This is a genomic window from Streptomyces sp. XD-27 (genome assembly GCF_030553055.1).
Classification (GTDB): Bacteria; Actinomycetota; Actinomycetes; order Streptomycetales; family Streptomycetaceae; genus Streptomyces.
On record NZ_CP130713.1, the window covers coordinates 7,474,003 to 7,493,454 of the forward strand.

General features: G+C 72.0%; 8 protein-coding genes and 1 pseudogene. All 9 read right to left on the reverse strand.

Annotation, left to right across the window (positions count from 1 at the left end):
* Window positions 1–47: 47 nt before the first annotated feature.
* Window positions 48–1,310: a serine hydrolase gene (locus Q3Y56_RS32935; RefSeq protein ID WP_304465369.1), complete on the reverse strand. Its 1,263-nt coding sequence runs from the start codon at window positions 1,308–1,310 to the stop codon at window positions 48–50.
* Window positions 1,307–2,371, reverse strand: coding sequence for a condensation domain-containing protein (locus Q3Y56_RS32940; RefSeq protein WP_304465370.1), 1,065 nt, complete (start codon window positions 2,369–2,371; stop codon window positions 1,307–1,309). The genes Q3Y56_RS32935 and Q3Y56_RS32940 overlap by 4 nt, the downstream gene beginning before the upstream one ends.
* On the reverse strand, window positions 2,368–7,080 hold the full coding sequence (locus Q3Y56_RS32945; RefSeq protein WP_304465371.1) for a non-ribosomal peptide synthetase: 4,713 nt from the start codon (window positions 7,078–7,080) through the stop codon (window positions 2,368–2,370). The genes Q3Y56_RS32940 and Q3Y56_RS32945 overlap by 4 nt, the downstream gene beginning before the upstream one ends.
* Window positions 7,026–10,430: an amino acid adenylation domain-containing protein gene (locus Q3Y56_RS32950; protein WP_304465372.1), complete on the reverse strand. Its 3,405-nt coding sequence runs from the start codon at window positions 10,428–10,430 to the stop codon at window positions 7,026–7,028. The genes Q3Y56_RS32945 and Q3Y56_RS32950 overlap by 55 nt, the downstream gene beginning before the upstream one ends.
* Window positions 10,431–10,447: 17 nt before the next feature.
* A complete protein-coding gene (locus tag Q3Y56_RS32955) occupies window positions 10,448–11,236 on the reverse strand; it encodes a phosphopantetheine-binding protein (protein WP_369696877.1) in 789 nt (262 codons plus the stop codon).
* Window positions 11,237–15,468: pseudogene (locus Q3Y56_RS32960) on the reverse strand (amino acid adenylation domain-containing protein); the annotation flags it as partial.
* 185 nt (window positions 15,469–15,653) lie between these two features.
* Window positions 15,654–17,162: an FtsX-like permease family protein gene (locus Q3Y56_RS32965; RefSeq protein ID WP_304465373.1), complete on the reverse strand. Its 1,509-nt coding sequence runs from the start codon at window positions 17,160–17,162 to the stop codon at window positions 15,654–15,656.
* Window positions 17,102–18,253, reverse strand: coding sequence for an FtsX-like permease family protein (locus Q3Y56_RS32970; RefSeq protein ID WP_304465374.1), 1,152 nt, complete (start codon window positions 18,251–18,253; stop codon window positions 17,102–17,104). The genes Q3Y56_RS32965 and Q3Y56_RS32970 overlap by 61 nt, the downstream gene beginning before the upstream one ends.
* The gene (locus tag Q3Y56_RS32975) at window positions 18,250–19,002 is read right to left on the reverse strand and encodes an ABC transporter ATP-binding protein (RefSeq protein ID WP_304465902.1); all 753 of its coding nucleotides are present in this window, start codon (window positions 19,000–19,002) and stop codon (window positions 18,250–18,252) included. Before Q3Y56_RS32975 ends, Q3Y56_RS32970 begins: the two co-directional genes overlap by 4 nt.
* Between the last annotated feature and the right edge of the window lie 450 nt (window positions 19,003–19,452).

Below are 19,452 nucleotides of genomic sequence, written 5' to 3' on the forward strand. Positions count from 1 at the left end.
AAGCGGTGGGCCCGTTCGACGAACGGGCCCACCGCTTTCGGGATGCGCTACTTCTGCCGGACGTTGAGCCTCCCGATGATCTGCACACGGTCGACGTCGCCGGTCGCCGGGTCGCGCAGGAACCGCCCGAAGTAGGGCATCGCCGCGCGCGAACCTCTGTCTGAGGGCGTACGGAAGGAGAGGTCCTTGCCTACGAGAAGCCGGACCGGCGCCGCGCCGGCGACCGAGAGCAGGAGCTCGCCCTCGTCGGCCTCGACCCGGCACGACCAGCCGCCGTTCGCGTAGTGCCCCGCGCACTCCGGCGGCGCCGGCCCGGGCTCGGCGTCGCTCGTGTCCCGAGGATGGTCGCCGACCGCCGGGCCGGTTTCGCTCAGCCGCTCGAGCAGCGACTCCCACATGCGCACGCCGGTACTGCCGTTGGTGGTCAGCGCCACCACGGTCCGCGTCGACGGGTTCGCGCGCAGGTGGCTCCACGCGCCGTCGCCGGTGCCGTCGTGGCCGAACCAGACCCCGTAACGCGCCCATCCGGCGCCCCAGCCACCCGCCAGCCCGTAAGGGCCCACGGTGAGCCCCTCCGTGACGTCCTCGCGCATCGATCGCGCCGTCGCGGCGTCGAGGAGAGCCGCGCCCGGGCCGAGGCCCAGGTGCGCGGCGCCGAACACCGCGAGGTCGCGGGCGGAGACACACAGGCCGGCGGCTGGGTCCTCCAGCGGCGGTACGGATTGCTCCTGGATGGGCCGGGGCCGGGCGTCCGGGCGTACGAGATGGCCCAGAGCGGTCGGCGCCGCGGCGTCGTGCCCCAGTGGGCGCAGCAGCATCGCGTGCACGGCCTCTGCCCAGTCCAACCCTGTGATCTCCTCGACCAGGCGGCCGGCGATCAAATAACTCGGGTTGGAGTAGGAGAAGGCCGTGCCCGGTTCGTACACGGCCAGTTCGGGCACGTGGCGGGCGAGCCACCGGGCACGGGTCGTTCCGGGTGGCAGCTCGGCGGTGTTGGCCGCCAGGCCCGCGGTGTGGCTGAGCACCTGCCGCAGCGTGCACTCCGGGCCCGCGCGCAGCTCGCCCAACTGCTCCGCCAAGGGCTCGTCCAGGTCCGCGTCGCCGTCGGCGACCAGCAGGGCCGCGAGCGTCGCGGTGAACGGTTTGGTGAGCGATCCGAGCGGGAACGCCGTCGCGACCGTCACCGGCCTTCCCGATCCGGCCTCCTCCTCGCCAGTCTCCGCGGTGAGGAGGAGGCCGTCGCGCCAGATCGCCAACTGCGCGCCGGGCACGCCGTGCCGGAGCGCGAGCTCCGCCAGCAAGTCGTTCACCGTGCGTCCTCTGCCCCGAGGGCCGGCTCGCAGAGGCGGGCGATCGACCGCAGCGCCGCTACGAGTTCGGAGCCGACCCGCGCGATGGTCTCGGGCTCGTGCAAATTGACCGAATAGTAGAGGTCGAAGCCGAGTCGACCGCCCTCGACCGCGCCGACCACCTCCAGCGCCTGCACGACCCGCTCGCGGCCGTCCTGCTCTTGGCCGATCGGGTCGTGGAAGGCGTGGAACAGCGAGCGGTCGGCCGTCCGGGTGATCTCCTCGGTTTGGCTGTGGTAGTTGAACAACACCGCGGGAGGCGTGTGCTCCGCCGGCGGTGTGCCGGACCCGGCGAGGTGGCGCAGCGCGCCGTAGCCGAGTCCGTTGCCAGGCACGGCGCGCAGGCAGCGGCGCACCGACCGCACGACGGCGGGCCAGTCGGCTTCCCCGTCCGTCTGTCCAGGCACCTTCAGCGCGACGGGATACGAGCTGGTGAACCATCCGACGGTGCGCGACAGGTCGATGTCGTCGAAGATCTCCTCACGGCCGTGACCCTCCATCTCGATCAACAGCTGGTCGTCGCCGGACCAGCGGCATATCGTCCAGGCCAGCGCGGAGAGCAGTACGTCGCTGACCCGGGCCCGGAACCTGCCCGGCGCCACGTGTAGCAGCGCCGCGGTCTCGTCCTGCTCCAGCCGCACCGGCATGATCCGCTGCGACGACACCATGTTCGGCCCGGGGCCGTCGGTCGGCAGCGGCGCTGCCTCGGGCACCGCGTCCCAGTGCGCGGCCTGACTGGCGAAGCCGCCGCTGGCCGTGTGCTCAGCGAGCCGCGTGGCCCACTGCCGGAACGAGGAGGTCTTGGCGCCGAGGTCGATTGCCTCGCCGTCGAGCGCCTGCCGGTACGCGAGGTCCAGGTCGTGGTTGAGGATCCGCCACGACACCGCGTCGATCACGAGGTGGTGCACGGTCAGGTGCAGGTGCGCCCGCCGACCCGGGCCGAGGTCGAACAGGACCGCCCGCAACAGCGGCCCGGCCGCCAGGTCGAGCCCCGTGTCGGCCGCCGCGGCGAGCCGGTTCATGACCGGGGGAGCTCCTCGTCCGGCAGTTCCGAGAGGTCGTGGCGCTCGAACAGCTCGCCGGTCTCGGTCGCGGCGTTCCGCTGCGACCAGCGGCCCCGCTCATCGCACGCATACCGCATCCGCAACGCGTCGTGGTGCGCGACTACCGCCGCGAGCGCGGCCCGCAGCGCCGCCTCGTCGGTGTCCGCTGCGAGCTCGACGTGGACCGACTGGGCGAGGTGCTGCGGGGCGACCGTGTTGCGCGCGAAGAACTCGTGCTGGATCGGGGTGAGCGGCACCTCGCCGGCCTCAGCCTCCTGGGTGGCGGCGACCTGGCGGTCCCGGCCGGCGGCGGCGACGAGCTGCTCGACGGTCGGGTGGCGGAACAGGTCGCTGGAGGAGACCTGCAGTCCCGCCCGGCGGCTCTTGAACACGACCTGGATGCTGAGGATCGAGTCGCCGCCGAGGTCGAAGAAGTTGTCGGTGACCCCGATGCGCTCCACGCCGAGCACCTCCGCCCAGATCGCGGCCATCGTGCGCTCGTCGGAGGTGCGGGGCTCCAGCGATGCCCAGCCAGCCGCCGCGGTCGCGGGCTCCGGCAGGGCGCGGCGGTCGACCTTGCCGTGCTCGGTGAGCGGAATCCGCTCCAGCCGGACGAGCGCGACCGGGAGCATGTACTCGGGCAGGCGGGCAGCAAGGTACGACGTCAGTTCGGCCGGGTCCTGCTCCGAGACCACGTACCCGACGAGACGCCGACGGCCCGGCTGGTCCTCGCGGACGATGACGGCCGCCCCTGCCACGTCCGGGTGTTGGGCGAGCGCCTGCTCGATCTCGCCGAGCTCGATGCGGTAGCCGCGCAGCTTCACCTGGTCGTCGGTGCGGCCGACGAACACGAGCGTGCCGTCGGGACGCCAGCGCATCAGGTCGCCGGTGCGGTACATCCGGGAACCGGGCGGCCCGAACGGGTCCGGCAGGAAGCGTCCGGCGGTCATCGCGGGCCGGTCCCGGTAACCGCGGCACACGCCGTCCCCGGCGAGGTACGCCTCCCCGGTCACGCCCACCGGCACCACCTGCAGGTCCCTGTCGAGCAGGTAGACCCGGGCGTCTGCGCTCGGCCGGCCGACCGGAACGGTCCGTCCGGGGCGCCCGCCGCGATCGACAGGGAAGCATGTCGCAGTCACCGAGCACTCGGTGGGCCCGTACGCGTTGACGATCCGCAGGCCGGGCAGCCGGTCGAGGACGCGTGCGCAGTGCGGTGCTGACAGCGCCTCGCCGCCGACGACGACCTTTCGCAGCCCCGCGAGGATTCCCGGGTCGGTGTCGGCGACGGCGTGGAAGAAGCCCGCCGAGAACGACATGGCCTGCACCTCGTTGTCGCGCAGGAACTTGTCGAGTTCGTCGACCGAGCGGAAGTCGCCGGGCCGCACGGCCAGGCATGCGCCGCTCAGCAGTGCCTGCCACAGCTCGTTCTGCGCGGCGTCGAACGAGATCGAGTGGTGCTGGGCGATCGTGGCGGCGTCGCCGAAGGTGTGCTCGCCCGCGGCGTGCACGAGCCGGACGAGGCCGCGGTGGGTGACCATGCTGGCCTTGGGCGTGCCGGTCGAGCCCGAGGTGTAGACGAGCACGGCGAGGTTGTCCGGGACGGTCCGCGAGGGCGGCGGCCCGGCGGCAGGCTCTGGCCGCAGATCGTCGATCAGCAGGACCTCGGCGCCGGTCGGCGGCAGGCCGGGCGCCAGCGCGGCGCTGGTCAGCAGCACCGGCACGCCCGAGTCGCGGAAAAGGTAGGCGAGGCGCTCGGGCGGGTACCCGGGGTCGAGCGGCACGTACGCGCCGCCCGCCTTGAGGACGCCGAGCATGGCGGTGATCATCTCGGCGCCCCCCGGCAGGCAGATGCCCACCGGCACCTCCGGACCGACACCTCGGCCGATGAGGTCGTGGGCGAGCCGGTCGGAGCAGGCGTCCAGCTCGGCATAGGTGAGCCGGGTGTCGCTGGCGACGACCGCGGGCCGGTCGGGGTGCTCGCGCGCGACCTCCGCGAAGAGCTCGTGCAGGCACCGGTCAGGGTAGCCGGACGGGGTGCCGTTGAACTCCTCGATCAGCCGGTCGTGTTCGGCGCCGCGGACCATCGGCAGGTCCCGCAGTGTGGTGCCGGGTGCCGCCACCATCGCGTCGAGCATGCCGAGCAGATGATCAGCGAAGCGGCCCGCTGTGGTGTCGTCGAACAGGCGCGGGTCGTAGCCGAGCCGCAGGTGGAGTCCGTCCGCCAGGTGCGCCACGCAGGTGAGCGGGAAGTTCGACGTCTCAAGGCCGACCAACGACCGTACCCTCAGCCCGTGGCGCTCAGCTGCGTGCTCGTCGTACGGGAAGTTCTCGAAGACCACGCAGCTGTCGAAGAGGTCGGTGCCCGCCGGGATCGCGGCCCAGTGCCGCACCTGGGCGAGTGAGACGTACTCGTACTGGCGGCCGTCGACCTGCTGCTCCTGGATCTCGCGCAGCCAGGCGCGCAGCTCGCTGCCGGGCGAGACGGTCATCCGGGCGGGCAGTGTGTTGATGAACAGGCCGACCATCTCGTCCGAGCCCGGCAGGTCGGCGGGTCGGCCTCCCACCGTGGTGCCGAAGCAGACTTGCCGGTCGCCGCTGTAGCGGGACAGCAGCAGGGCCCAGGCGCCCTGGATCAGAGTGTTGAGGGTGACTCGGGTCTCCCGGGCGAAGCTCTCCAGCCGCCCGGTCTCCTCCGCCGTGAGTTCGAGGTCGATGTGGCCGGTATCGCGGGATTGGTGCGAGCGCAGTGGCGCCCGGTCGTACGGCAGCGCGGTGGGCGCGGAGAACCCGGCGAGCAGGCCGGTCCAGTACGGCTGCGCCGCGGCGGTGTCCTGCTCGCCGAGCCAGCGCACGTACTCGCGGAACGGACGGCGCGGGAGCGGCGGCGGGACCTCGCGTCCGCTGATCGCGGCGTGCTCCGCGAAGACCTCGCCGAGCACGTCGGCGAAGCTCCAGCCGTCAAGGAGCAGGTGGTGCGACGAGCAGCGCACGTGGACGGTGGACGCGGAGAGCCGGGCCAGGTGCAGCCGCAGCAGCGGCGGTCGCGACAGGTCCAGCGGTTCGCCCGGGGCCTCGGCCAGCAGGCGGATGCGTTCCCGCTGCTGCTCCTCGGTCAGCTCCGACCAGTCTTCGACAACGACAGGCAGGCGTACGTCCCTGTGGACCACCTGCAGGGGGCGTCCGCCTTCGGCGTCGACGATCGCCGTACGCAGCACGGGCGTGCGGTCGACGAGCCGTTGCCATGCCTCGGCCAGCAGGGCGGGGTCGGTGACGCCGTCGAGGACGAAATCGAGGTGGGTGAGGTAGATGTCGTCCTCGTGCGCGTCGAGCGAGTGGAACAGCAGGCCGCTCTGCATCGGTGTGAGCGGGTAGATGTCCTCGACCGTGCGGCCGTCCCCGGCGATCCGGTCGACGCCGGCCTGGTCGAGCCCGGCGAGCGGAAAGTCGGACGGGGTGCAGCCGCCGGCCTGGGCGCAGTGCGCCACAATGTCGGCGAGCGCGGCGTTGAACCGCGCTGCGAGGCCGGTGATCGTCTCCTCGTCGTGCAGCGCGGCCGAGTACTCCCAGGAGAACTCGAGCCGGCCGTCGCGGACCATCCCCATGATCTCCAGGGGGTTCGGGCGGGTCAGGTCTGTGCTGCGGTCCGGCACCGGGCTGGGCCGCCAGCCGCGCAGCAGGCCGTCGCCCGTGGTCACGTCGAAGTGGCCGTGGTAGTTGAAGCCCACCTGGCAGCGGCCGCCGCCCAGCCCGGCGTCCTCGGTCAGGTAACGCAGGGCGCCGTATCCGATACCGGCCTCGGGGACCGCTCGCAGGGTCTCCTTGACGGCCTTGAGTCGGGTGCCCCAGTCCTCGCCCGGCACGGGCAGCACGACCGGGAAGAGCGTGGTGAACCAGCCCGCCGTGCGGGACAGGTCGACGTCGTCGAAGAGGTTCTCGCGGCCGTGGCCCTCCAGCTCGACCGCGACGGCGTCGCCGCCGGTCCAGTCGGCAAGGACCGCCGCGAGCGCAGTCAGCAGCACGTCGTTGATCTGGGTGCGGTACGCCGCTGGCACGTCCCGCAGCAGCGCGCGGGTCAGCTCGGCATCGAGACCGGCCTCGACCGTACGGGCGTATGCGAGCGTGTCCGGTGCCGCGCTGTTGACCGGCAGTGGCAGGCAGGCGGCGGACGCGGCCTCTACGGCCTGCCAGTACGGCCGTTCGCTATCGAAGCGGCCGGATTCGGCCGCTTCGGTCAGCCGCCTCGACCAGTCCCGGAAGGCGGTGGACTTCTCCGGGAGGCTGACCGGCAGGCACCGCGCCGCGTGCCCGTAGGCGAGCTCCAGGTCGGAGAGCAGCACGCGCCAGGTGACCCCGTCGACGACGAGGTGGTGCGCCGCGATGAACAGCCGGTCGGGCTCGGGTGCACCGGAGAAGAGCACCGCGCTGAGCAGGGGCCCGTCGTCGAGCCGGAAGCGGGTCTGTGCCGCCGTGACCGCCTCGCGGACCGCCCGCTCGCGGGCGGGACGGTCCAGACCGGACAGGTCGACCGTGCGGAACGGCTCGCCCGTCTCGGCGGTCGCGCAGTGCTGCCGCCAGGCGCCGTCGGCGAAGACGGCGTGCAGCCGCAGCGCGTCGTGGTGCTCGAGCAGCGCCGTCACCGCCGTGCGCAGGGCGGCCGGGTCGGTGCCGGGCGCGAGCTCGACGAACATCGACTGGTTGAAGTGGACGGCGCCCTCGGGTACTGCTCGAAGTACCAGTGCTGCACCGGGGTGAGCGGCACGTCCCCGACCGCGGTGGCGGCCGCTCGCGGCGCCGGCTGATCCGCGACCTGGACGACGGCGGCCAGGTCGGCGATGGTCTGGTGCCGGAAGATCTGCTTGGCGGTCAGGCGAAGGCCCGCCCGCCGCGCCTTCGACACGACCTGCAGCCCGACGATCGAGTCGCCGCCGAGCTCGAAGAAGTTGTCGCCGACGCCGACCGTGCCGGGCCGCAGGCCCAGCACGTCGGCCCAGATCGCGGCGAGCTCGGACTCGGTGTGGTTGCGCGGCGGTACGTGGTTCGCGGCGGCGTGGTCGGTGCTCGCCGGCGCCGGCAGCGCCTTGCGGTCGAGCGTGCCGCTCGGTGTCATCGGAAGCTCGTCGAGGACGACGAGTGCGGAGGGTATCGCCGGGTCGGGCACGATCCCCGCGAGGAACGCGCGCAGCTCGGTGAGGGTGGGCGCGGCACCGTCCGCGAGCAGGTACCCGACGAGCCGGTCGCGGCCGACCGCATCCGCTCGTACCGCGGCGGCTGCGGCGGCGATGCCGGGGTGGCGCAGCATGGCGGCCTCGACCTCGCCGAGTTCCACCCGGAAGCCGCGGACCTTGACCTGGTCGTCCGCGCGGCCGAGGTACTCCAGGTTGCCGTCGGACCGCCAGCGCCCGATGTCGCCGGTGCGGTAGAGCCGCCCGCCGGTGAGCGGGTCGTCGAGGAAGCGCTGCGCGGTCAGCTCGGGCCGGTTCCAATAGCCTTGTGCCACACCGTCACCGCCGATGTACATCTCGCCGGGCACGCCGACGGGAACGGGACGCTGCCGGGCGTCGAGCACGTAGACACGGGTGTTGCTCAGCGGCCGGCCGACCGGCACGACCGCCGTGCCGCCCAGCGCGCCGGCCCGCAGCTGGTACGTCGTGGAGTCCACGGTGGTCTCCGTGGCGCCGTAGTTGTTCGTGACGACGGCGCCGGGGGAAAGCAGTTCCAGGACCGCGGTCGCGTCGTCGGCCAGCCACGCTTCCGAACCGACCGCGAGGACGCGCAGCGAGTCCGCCTGGCCGCCGGTCCAGGACAGTTCCTGGGCGACCGCCTTGGCCAGCGACGGGGTGGTCACCAGGAGCTGCGGGCGGACCTCGGCGATCAGTGCGGCCAGTGCGGGCGGCTCGGTGATCGCCTCCGCCGGGCAGATCACCATCTCGCCGCCGTACATCGCGGACATCAAGAAGTCGCCGAGGAACAGGTCCACAGCGAGGCTGGACACCGACAGGCAGCGGCCCCGCAGTCCGGTCAGGTCGTAGCGGGCGTCCCAGGCGCGCATCATGTGGATGGCGTTGCGGTGGCTGACCATCACGCCCTTCGGGCGGCCGGTCGAGCCGGAGGTGTAGACGACGTACGCAAGGTCGTCCGGCCCGGCGGCCCCGGTGGGCGGCGTGGCGGGGTGGCGGGCGATCGCGTCCTGGTCGGTGTCGAGTCGGATCGTGGTCCAGGTGCCTTCGCCCGCCGCCGCCGAGTCGGTGATCAGCACTGGCGCCGCGGCATCGTCGAGCATCATGGCCAGCCGTTGCGCGGGGTGCTCGGGGTCAAGCGGCACGAACGCGCCACCGGCCTTGAGCACAGCCAGCAGCGCGACCATCGCGTCCACGCCTCGGCCGAGGCAGACGCCGGTCAGCACGCCCGGGCGGACGCCGGCCGCGACCAGGTGGTGCGCGAGCCGGTTCGCCCGCGCAGCCAGCTCGGCGAAGGTGAGCTGCTGGCTGCCGTCGCTCACCGCGACGGAGGCGGGCGTCCGGGCCGCCTGCTCGTCGAAGATCTGGTGCAGGGTCTGCGCGGCCGGTGCCTCGAGGGCCTGGCCCTGCCAGTCGGCGGTGAGCGTCCGCAGTTCGTCGGCCGGCAGCATGGACAGACCGGCGAGCGGGGCCTCGGGCTCCTCGGACACCGCGCGCAGCAGTGTGACGAGGTGGCCCCCGAGCCGTTCGACGGTCGCCCGGTCGAACAGGTCAGTGCTGTATTCCAGGTAGCAGACGAGTGAGGAGGCGTCCTCGTAGAAGTCGAACGTGAGGTCCATCTTCGCGACATCGTTCGGCGGCTGGATCTCGGTAACGTCCAACCCCTGGAAGGCCGGCACCGTGTCGGCCAGATGCTGCAGGTTGACCATCACCTGCACCAGCGGCGGCCGGGACGTGTCCCGGTCGGGCCGCAGCATGTCGACGAGGCGCTGGAAAGGGACCTCGTCGTGGGCGAACGCCTCGAGCAGGCCAGTGCGCACCCGGCCGAGCAGCTCCGTGAAGGACAGCGACTCCTCCACTTGGGAGCGCAGCACCACGGTGTTGATGAAGCAGCCGATCAGCTTCTCCAGCTCGGGCCGCTGCCGGCCCAGGGTGACCGTGCCGACCGCCACATCGGGTTCGCCGCAGTACCGGGCCAGCAACACCTTCGTGACCGTGACCAGGGCCATGAACAGCGTCGCGTCACGCTCACGGCTCAGCTCCCGCAGCCGGCTCAGCACGTCGGCGGGGATCTCCACCGGCAGGGTCGCGCCCGCTGGCGTACGGGCAGGTGGCCGCGGCCGGTCGGTGGGCAGGTCGGCAGCGCGCATGCCCGCGAGCCGGTCGCGCCAGTAGCCGAGCTGCTCGTCGAGCATGGCGGACCGCTCGCGCTCCCAGACGGCGAAGTCGGCGTACTGCACGGGCAGAGGCGGCAGGGACGCCGCGACGCCGCTGGCCGCCGCCTCGTAGGCGGCGGCCAGCTCGCCGAGCAGCTGCCCGGTCGACCAGCCGTCGCAAGCGATGTGGTGCATGGCCAGTACGAGCACGTGTTCGCGGGCATCCACGTGCAGCAGCGCGGCCCGCAGCAGCGGCCCGCGGCGCAGGTCGTACAGCTTGTTCATCTCCGCCGTGAGGAAGCGCTCGATCGTGGTCTGCGCGTCGGGCCCCGACACGTCGACGGTCGGCAACGCCCGGTCGGCGTGCTCGTGCACGACCTGGACGCCGCGGCCGTCGAGCGCGTCGAACGTGGTGCGCAGCATCTCGTGCCGGCGCACGACCTGGTTGAGCGCGACAGCGAGCGCCGCGGCGTCGAGCTCGCCGCGCAGCCGCAGTGCGCGCAGCGTGTTGTACTCGGCGCTGTCCGGTTCCAGTTCGGCCAGGAACCAGAGCCGCTCCTGCGCCGACGACATCGGCAGCAGGCCGTCGCGGGGGGCGGTCGGGATCGGCGGGTCCTCGGACGCGGAGTCGCCAGCGAGGCGGCGCAGCAGCTCCGCCTGGAGGTGTGCCGGTACGGACGCGAGCTTCTCGTCGGGCTGGGTCATATGCGTTCCTTCCTGGGTCAGATCCGGCCGGGGGCTTCGGCGGAGGCGGCGGCCAGGCTCGCGAAGATGCGCTCCTGGACCACTCCGGCGAGGTCGCTCACGTGACGGTGCTCGAACAGATCCCTCGGGGAGATCGGCACGCCGAACGCCGCGCGCATGCGAACGGCCAGGCGCATCGCGTTGATCGAGTCGCCGCCGAGGTCGAAGAAGCTGTCGTGCGCGCCCACCCGGGGCACGGCCAGCACCTCGCCCCAGATCCGGCAGACAGCCTCCTCGGTCGGGTTGGCCGGTGCCACGTACGACTCCTCGTCCGGACGGGCTTTCGCCACGGGCAGCGCCGCCCGGTCGAGCTTGCCGTTGCGGTTGACCGGCAGCGCTGTCAGCGACACCACGGCGGCCGGGACCATGTATGCGGGCACGTGCCGGGCGACGTGTGCGCGCAGCTCGTCCGCGGCCGGCACGTCGGCACGCGGCACCACGTACGCGACGAGCCGCTTGCCGGCCCCGTCGGCCTGCACGACGACCGCGGCCTCGGCCACCGCCTCGTGCCGCAGCAGCACGTTCTCGACCTCGCGCGGCTCCACCCGGAAGCCGCGGATCTTGACCTGGTCGTCCGCCCGGCCGGCGAACTCCAGCATGCCGTCCGGGTTCCAGCGGACCAGGTCGCCGGTGCGGTACAGCCGGGCACCCGGCCCGCCGAACGGGTGGGCCACGAAGCGCTCCGCGGTCAGGCCCGGCCGCCCGATGTAACCGCGGCCCACGCCGTCGCCGCCGAGGTAGAGCTCTCCCGTGACGCCGGGTGGCACGGGGCGCAGCCGGTCGTCGAGGACGTAGGCGCTGGTGTTGGGGATCGGCCTGCCGATCGGGACGTTGTCGTACCGGGCGCCGGGCTCCACGGCGAACTGCGTCGCGGCGACCGCGCATTCGCTGGGACCGTAACCGTTGAGCAGGCGGCGGCCGCGCGACCACGCGCCGGCGAGGTCCGGGGGAGCACCTCGCCGGCGCAGTTGATGGACTCAAGCTCCGGCAGGGCTGCCGGGTCGAGCACCGACAGCACGGTCGGCGGCCCGGTGACCGCGCTGACGTCGGCCTCGCGCAGCTGCTCGACGAGTTCGGCGCCGCCATAGGTCCCGGCGGTCGCGTGAGCGACCAGCGTGGCGCCGCCCGCGAGCGTACTCAGCAGGACGAGCGAGGCGGCGTCGAAGCTCATCGGCGAGAGCTGGTAGATCCGGCTGCCGGGGCGCACATGCAGGGGGATGAACGCCTCGATGGTGTTGACCAGCGACCGGTGCTCGACCATGACGCCCTTGGGCTTCCCGGTCGAGCCCGAGGTGTAGACGGTGTACAGGAGATCGCGGGGGCTGCCGTGGTCGGGCGGGGTGGTATCCGGCCGGGTGGCGATGGTGGGCCAGTCCTCGTCGAGCAGCACGAGTGGGGTCGTCGTGCCCGCGAAGACGCCGCGGTGGCGGGTGTGGGTCAGCACCACCGCCGGGCGCGCCTCCTCCAGGATCGCGGTGGTGCGCGCGGCGGGGTAGTCGGGGGCGATCGGTACGTACGCGCCGCCGGCCTTGAGCGCGCCGAGAACGCCGACGACCAAGTCCGGGCCGCGCTCGACGGACACTCCGACGAGCATGTCCGCGCCGATGCCGAGGGCGGCCAGGTGGTGGGCGAGCCGGTTGGAGCGCTCCTCGACCTCCGCGTAGGTGAGCCGGTGCTCGCCGCGCTCGATCGCGACGGTGTCCGGCCACTGGGCGGCGCGCTCGCTGATGAGCTGGTGCATGCGCCGCTCGATGGAGTACTCGGAGGGAACGGCCACGCCCCACTCGCCGAGGATGAGTTCCCGCTCGGCACCGGTCAGCGCGGTCACATCGCCGATGCTCGGCGCGGATCCGGCGGCCAGCCCGTCCAGCACCGTGATCAGACGCACGGCGACCCGCTCCACGGTGGCCCGCTCGAAGATCGTCTCGTCGTAGAGCAGTCGCATGACGAGCGACTCGTCGGGGAACACGCTCAGCGCCAGGGGATAGTTCGTGGCGAACTCGACGTCGAACGCGCGGATCGCCGTCCGGTCGAGCGGATAGTTCTGGAAGACCACGATGGTGTGGAACAGCGCGGCCCCGGGCGCCACGTCGGCGAAGGACTGCACTCGATTCAGCGGGGCGTACCCGAACTCCCGCGCCGCGGCCTGCTCGCGTTGCAACTCCGCCAGCCAGGACAGGGTTTGCTCGTCGTCGTCCACACGGACCCGGACGGGCTGGGTGTTGATCATCATGCCGACCATCGACTCGACGCCGGGCAGGTCCGCCGGCCGCACCGCTGTGGTCGTGCCGAAGCAGACGTCGCGCTCACCGCTCAGGCGCGCAAGCAGGATCGCCCATGCCGCCTGGACCAGGGTGTTGGGGGTCAGCCCGGTGCACCGCGCGTACGCCGAGACCCGCGCGGCCGTCTCCGCCGGAACCGTCACCTGCACCGATTGCCTGGCCGCGGGCCGGTGGCCCTCGGGCGGCTGCCAGTCGCCGGGCATGGAGACCGGGCTCGTGAAGCCGGCCATCCGGCCGCGCCAGTAGGCGTCGGCGGCGTCCAGGTCCTGGTCCGTGAGCCAGTGCACGAAGTTCTGGAACGGTGGCCGCGTCCGCACCGGCTCGCCGCGGTATCCATCGAGCACGTCCTGCAGCAGCTCCCCGGCGCTCCACCCCTCGGTGAGCACATGGTGGATCGACCAGACGAGCTGGATGGAGTCCGGGCCGAGCCGCATGATCGTGACCCGGCTCAGCGGTGCCCGGGTGAGGTCGAGGCCGGCGGCGCGGTCGGCGTCGAGCAGCTCCCGCAGCCGCCCGGGGTGCTCCACCTCCGGCAAGGCGCTCCAGTCGAGCTGGGTCACCGGCAGCGTGACCTCGTCCCTGACGAGCTGCACGGGCTCCTCAACATCGGCCCAGCGGAGCTCGGTCCGGAGCACCGCGTGTCGTTCCGTGGCCTCCTGCCAGGCCCGGCCGAGGCGGCCGGGGTCGGTGACGCCACCGAGCCGGACGACGTACTGAACCAGGTGCAGCGCCGGATCGTCGAGCATGAGGGCGTCGAAGAGCATGCCGCTCTGCATGGAGGTCAAGGGGTAACTGTCCGCCTGCGGCGAGCTGTGCGGTACCGCCGGGCCTTCGTCGAGACGCGTCGCCACGCCTGCCAGCGCCTCGACCGTCGGGTGGTTGAAGACGTCGGCCGTGCTCACCATGAGCCCTTGGGCCCGCGCCCGCGCAACGATCCTCATGGCCAGCACGGAGTCGCCGCCGAGGTGGAAGAAGTGGTCGTCGATGGTGAGGCGGGCGACGCCGAGGGCGTCGGCGAAGAGGGCGCATAGCTGCTCCTCGCGGGCGTTGCGCGGGGCACGGCCCGCGCTCTCGCCGCCGAACTCGGGGGCGGGCAGCGCCTTGCGGTCCAGCTTGCCGTTCGGGGTGAGCGGCAGCGCGTCCAGGGTGACGAACGCGGACGGGACCATGTAGCCGGGCAGCGTCGCGCCGAGGTGGGCGCGGAGCGCGTCGGCGTCGGGGGCGGCGTCGGCCTCTGCGTGGACGACGAAGGCGACGATGCGGCGGTCGCCCTCACGGTCCTCGCGCACGACGACCACACCCGCGCGCACACCCGGGTGCGCGGTGAGGGCGGCCTCGATCTCGCCCAGTTCGATACGGAAGCCACGCACCTTGACCTGGAAGTCGGTGCGGCCGATGTACTCCAGAACACCGTCGGCGGTCCACCGCACCAGGTCACCGGTGCGGTACATGCGCGAGCCCGCCGGACCGAACGGGTCGGCGACGAAGCGCTCGGCGGAGAGGGCGGCACGGCGGTGGTAGCCGCGGGCCACGCCCGCACCCGCAATGAACAGCTCGCCGGGGATGCCCGGGGCGACCGGGCGCAGGCTCGAATCGAGCACATACACCTGGGTGTTGCCGATGGGGCCACCGATGGTGACCTTGCCCGAGGCGTCCACGTCCGACGCGGTTGACCAGATGGTCGCCTCCGTCGGGCCGTACAGGTTGGTGACCGAGGGGGAAGCGGTGGCGAGGGCGGTGGCGAGCGGGGCGGGCAGGGCCTCGCCGCCCACCAGGACACGAACGCCGCTGAAGTCGGCGCCCGCTTCGACGAGGACGCCCCACAGGGCGGGCGTCGCCTGAACGAGAGTGGCACCGCTGTCCTTGATGAGCGCGGCCAGCGCCGCGGCGTCCTTGGCGGTGCCGCGGTCGGCGAGGACGACGGTGGCGCCGTGCAGGAGCGGCAGGTACAGCTCCAGGCCCGCGATGTCGAAGCCGATGGTCGTCACGGCGAGCAGGCGGTCCTCGCCGTCGAGGCCGAAGCGGTTCTGCATCGAGGTGAGGAAGCTGACGAGCGCGCCGTCCGGAATCACGACGCCCTTGGGGCGGCCGGTGGAGCCGGAGGTGTAGATGGCGTAGGCGGCCTGGTCGGGTGCGGTGCTCAGGTCGAGGTCCGAGGAGCCGTACGCCTCCGCGTCGTACGCGGCGAGCGTCTCCTCGGTCAGGGTGAGGACCGGGTCCGCGTCCTGGAGCTGATAAGCGATGCGGTCGGCCGGGAACTCCGGGTCGATCGGCACATAGGCGGCACCGGACTTCAACACGGCGAGCAGAGAGACCACAAGGTCCACCGAACGCGGCAGGACCACGGCGACGAACCGCTCAGGACCCGCCCCCTGGGCAACCAGGTGCCGCGCCAGGCGGTTGGAGCGGGCGTTCAACTCGGCGTAGCTGAGGGCCTGTTCGCCGACAACGAGGGCGGTGGCCTCCGGCGTGCGGTCGGCCTGGGCCTCGAAGAGCTCGACCGTGGACGCCTCGGGCACAGCCGCGGCAGTGTCGTTCCAGTCGGTCAGGACACAACGCAGCTCCTCGGCGTCAAGGACGTCGAGCGAGCCGTTGGACGCCTCGGGTTCCTGCCTGGCGCGCGCGGCGATGCGGTGGGGGATGGCCCGGCTCTCCGGATCGGCAGGTGCGCTGTCAAGACCGTGGGGCATGCTCGACCCTTCACTAGAGACACACATGGCGCGCGGATCAGTGGACGGTCGAGCTTGGCCTGCGCAGGTGTACCGGCTCCACGTTCTTGAGCGGTGAGGAAACTGCCCGCTTGGCGGGGGATGCGCGCACCACTCGATGGGGGCCGCGTGGCATACGCGAAATAGGTGAGGCGTGGCTGAAGCCACGCCTCACCTGTGACAGCGGTCGTACGTCACTCGGGCTGTGCGATCGCCTCCACAGCCGGGGGCCGCAGTGCGAGCCGGGTCGGCAACATCACGGCGGGCCAGGCGATCGCCGCGGCCGCGCTCACGATGCCGAGGTACATCAGGGGCGGGATGGAGGGGAACACCGAGTGGCGTATCGCATAGCTCATCCCGATCAGCGACGGAAGCGCGGCGATCGTGCCGACAACGACCGCGCAGAGCACGATGATGCCCGCCTCCTTGCGCATCATCGACCGGACCTGGCTGGTGCGAGTGCCGACGAGGCGCAGCAGGGCGAACTCGCGTCGCCGTGAGATCGTCGCCATGACCAGCGTATTGACGACGGCGATGGCGAGATAGCCGAGCAGGACGGCGTTGAACGCGAGGCTCATCCCGCTGTCGCTCGCGTCATCGGTCGGCGCGGCGGTGACCGCCCCGGCGTCGCGCACGCTCACCGTCGGGTACGCCTTGAGCGCCGCGCTCAGATCCGCCTCCCGGTCGGAGTTCACCATCAGCCACTCGTCGAGGTGGTCGGTGGTGTGCTCGAGGACCACGTCATGGGGCAGCGTGACGTCGCCGAAGCCGAGCCCGTTCTCGTAGACCGCGACCACCTTGGCCTTCTTGACGGTGCCGTCGCCGAGGTGGACGTCGACGCGGTCGCCCACGTCGACACCGACCGTGCCGGCGACAAGGCGGCTGAGCGCGACGGTGGACCCGGTGAGATCGCTCAGGTCGCCGCGCCGCACGTCCAGGTTCATGGTGTCCGGTACGGCCGCGGGGTCGACGCCCTGCGCCGTGGAGACCCGGTACTGGGTGCTGTCGCCATCAGGCCAGGTGAGGATCGTCGAGGTCCGGGCGATCGGGCCGACCGCGCGGACGCCGGGGACTTTTCGGAGCTCCTCGGCCAGGCCGGGTGAGATGCCCGCGCTGTCGGAGGTCACCACGTGGTCGGCGATCACGCCGTCGGCGGCCTGGTCATGCGCGGTCGCGGCGAGCGTCGTCCCGCTGAAGAGCTGAGCGGACGCCATGGTCACGCCCATGATCAGCGGGGTCGTGGCGGCGCTGAGCCGACGGGCCCTCGCCCGGGAGTTGGCGATGGCGAGGAATCGGGTGACGTCACCCGGGCGACGGCTGAGTAGCCTCGCGACACCGCCGAACAACTTCGGTCCGAGCAGGCCGACAGCGATCACCATGACCAGGGCGGAGCTGGCGGCGCCATCGATGGCCGACTCACCGGGCAGCACGATCGGCAGCACGATCGCGACAGCCAGGCCCGCGGGCACGAGCAGCACACCGAGCGAGAGCCGGAACCAGCCGAGCTTCTTCGGTTCCACGGCCACGTCGCCGAGCGCCTCGACGGCACTGACCTTCGCGGCGCGCCGGGCAGCGAGCCAGCCGCCGACCCGGGCTGCGAGGACGCAGATCAGCAGGGCGCACAACACGGGCAGCGGCGTGATCACCAGCGAGAATCCGGACGGCAGCGCGCCGGCAGCCGTGAACACGGTGTGCAGCAGCATGGCGAGCAGGACGCCGGGATGGCGCCGAGCACAGCGCCGATCCCGCCGACGAGCACGGCCTCGCCGCCGATCATGCGCAGCACCTGCTTGGGGGTGGCACCGACGGCCCGCAACAGGGCCAACTCGCGGCGGCGCTGCTGCACCGACAGGGCCAGCGTGCCGGAGACCACGATGATCACGAGCAGGCCCATGGTGGCGCCGAACGCGGTGGCCGCCTCGATGACGACCGCCCGCCTCTGCCCGACGTCGAGCGTCTCGACGTCGCTGCGGTCGTCACCGGTGTACGTGACCACGCCGGGCACGGCCTTCTTGATCCGGTCGGCGAGGTCGCCCGCGTCGGTCCCCTTCGAGGCCAGCACACCGATCGCGTCGACCCTGCCGGACGTGCCGTAGAGCCGCGCCGCATGGTCGTCGGTGAAGAAGACCGCGGACTGCCGGTCGAACGAGGCACCGGGCTCGGCGACGCCGCTGACCCGGTATGACGCCGGTTTCGACCCGGTCACCAGCGTGACCGTGTCTCCTCGGTCAACCCCGGCCCGCCGGGCGAGGTCGCTGTCGAGTACGACGTCGTCGGCCGCTCGTGGCTGGGTGCCCGAGCGCAGCGTGAACGGCGCCAGCACCGAGGCGGACCAGCCGTGCCCGTACACGGGCGGGCCGTTGAGGACGGAGTCCTTCTTGAGGACGGTCATACGGACGCTGACGTCCCCGACCGCGGACTCGACGCCCTTGACCGCATCGACCTTCGCGACCGTGTCGGCGGGCAGCCTGACCCGCTCGGAGAACCGCGGGTCCGCATCGCCGTCGACTGGCATGGCCTGGTTACCGCCGACGACCACGGCCGCCCGGTGGTACCGCTCGGCGGGGACTCCCGACCTGATACCTGTCTCCAGCAACACACCGCAGGCGGTGATCACGGCGGTGCCGACCGCGACGGCGATCAGCACCGCCGCGAAGCCGCCCTTGCGGCCGCGAATCGTGCTCCAGGCCAGCGAAAGGTTCTGGCGCGAGAGCGTGCGGACCTTCTTCTTGGCCTTCTTGGCCTTCTTGGCCGCCAGCGGATCCGCCGCCTTGGCCCCGCTCTTGCGGCTCACCACTCACCCAGCCTGGTCATCCGGTCGGCCACCTTCTCCGGCGTCGGCCCGATGAGCTCGCCGGCCAGCCGGCCGTCGGCCAGGAAGGTCACCGAGTCCGCGTGCGAGGCGGCGACCGGGTCGTGGGTCACCATCACCACGGTCTGGCCGGTCCGGTCGACGACCTCCCGCAGCAGTTGCAGGACCTGCTTGCTGGTACGTGTGTCGAGCGCGCCCGTCGGCTCGTCGGCGAAGATCACGTCGGGTCCCGTGATGAGGGCGCGGGCGATCGCCACGCGCTGCCGCTGACCGCCGGAGAGCTGCCCGGGGTAGCGGTCACCCATGTCGTCGAGCCCGACGTTCGCCAGCTCGGCGCGCACCCGGTCGGTGGGTACCGGGGCGCCGGCCAGCCGGAACGACAGGCCCACGTTGTCGGCGGTGGTGAGCGAGTCGAGCAGGTTGTACGCCTGAAAGACGAACCCGACCCGTTCCCGGCGGAGCTCGGTGAGCTGCTCCTCGTTCAGGCCGGCCAGGCGGGTGTCGCCGAGGGTCACGCCACCCTTCGTGGGTTTGTCGAGACCCGCCGAGCAGTGCAGGAACGTGCTCTTACCCGATCCGGAGGGGCCCATGATAGCGATGAATGTCCCGCGCGGCACGCCCATCGTCACGTCATTCAAGGCTGTGACCGCGTTGCGACCGGAACCGTAGATTTTCGTCACGGATTCCAATAAGAGAGCATACCTGTCAGTCACTGCACACCCTTTCCCTATTTTGCCGGAACGGTATCGTTCGACGCCCCTTAGGAACAACCCGGATCCGACGGAAAAGCGATTTTGAGCCGCACCTCGAAGGCTCGCAAATACGGCCCCCACCTGCGCTCTTCTCTTTCGGCCCGGGCTTCCCCGACCGGCCGCCCGGCTGGATCTTGTCGTCCACCGCGCGGCTCTTCACCGGTCATGGTCAGGCGGGCCGCAGGCCTGGTGACAGCGCCGCCGACGGGGCCAGCCGGGCCGGTGGGGCGCGCGTGTCCGCTCATCCGCCCCGCCGCGCCGATGACCAGCGGTGGCCGTAGCCGTCCTCTCACCGGCCTCCCTCAGCCGGATCGCGAGCCACGGCCGGAGCACGAGGCCCGGAAAGCGGTTCCGAACTGGAAATTTCACTCTGCGGTCAACAAGATGGCCGATCCGTCACGCACACCGAAATACTTCTCGACGACCCGG

Excerpts from the sequence above, each read along its gene's own strand:
- Q3Y56_RS32940 (WP_304465370.1), bottom strand. The coding sequence starts at position 2,371 with ATGAACCGGCTCGCCGCGGCGGCCGACACGGGGCTCGACCTGGCGGCC.
- Q3Y56_RS32945 (WP_304465371.1), bottom strand. The coding sequence starts at position 7,080 with ATGTTCGTCGAGCTCGCGCCCGGCACCGACCCGGCCGCCCTGCGCACG.
- Q3Y56_RS32950 (WP_304465372.1), bottom strand. The coding sequence starts at position 10,430 with ATGACCCAGCCCGACGAGAAGCTCGCGTCCGTACCGGCACACCTCCAG.
- Q3Y56_RS32965 (WP_304465373.1), bottom strand. The coding sequence starts at position 17,162 with ATGCTGCTGCACACCGTGTTCACGGCTGCCGGCGCGCTGCCGTCCGGA.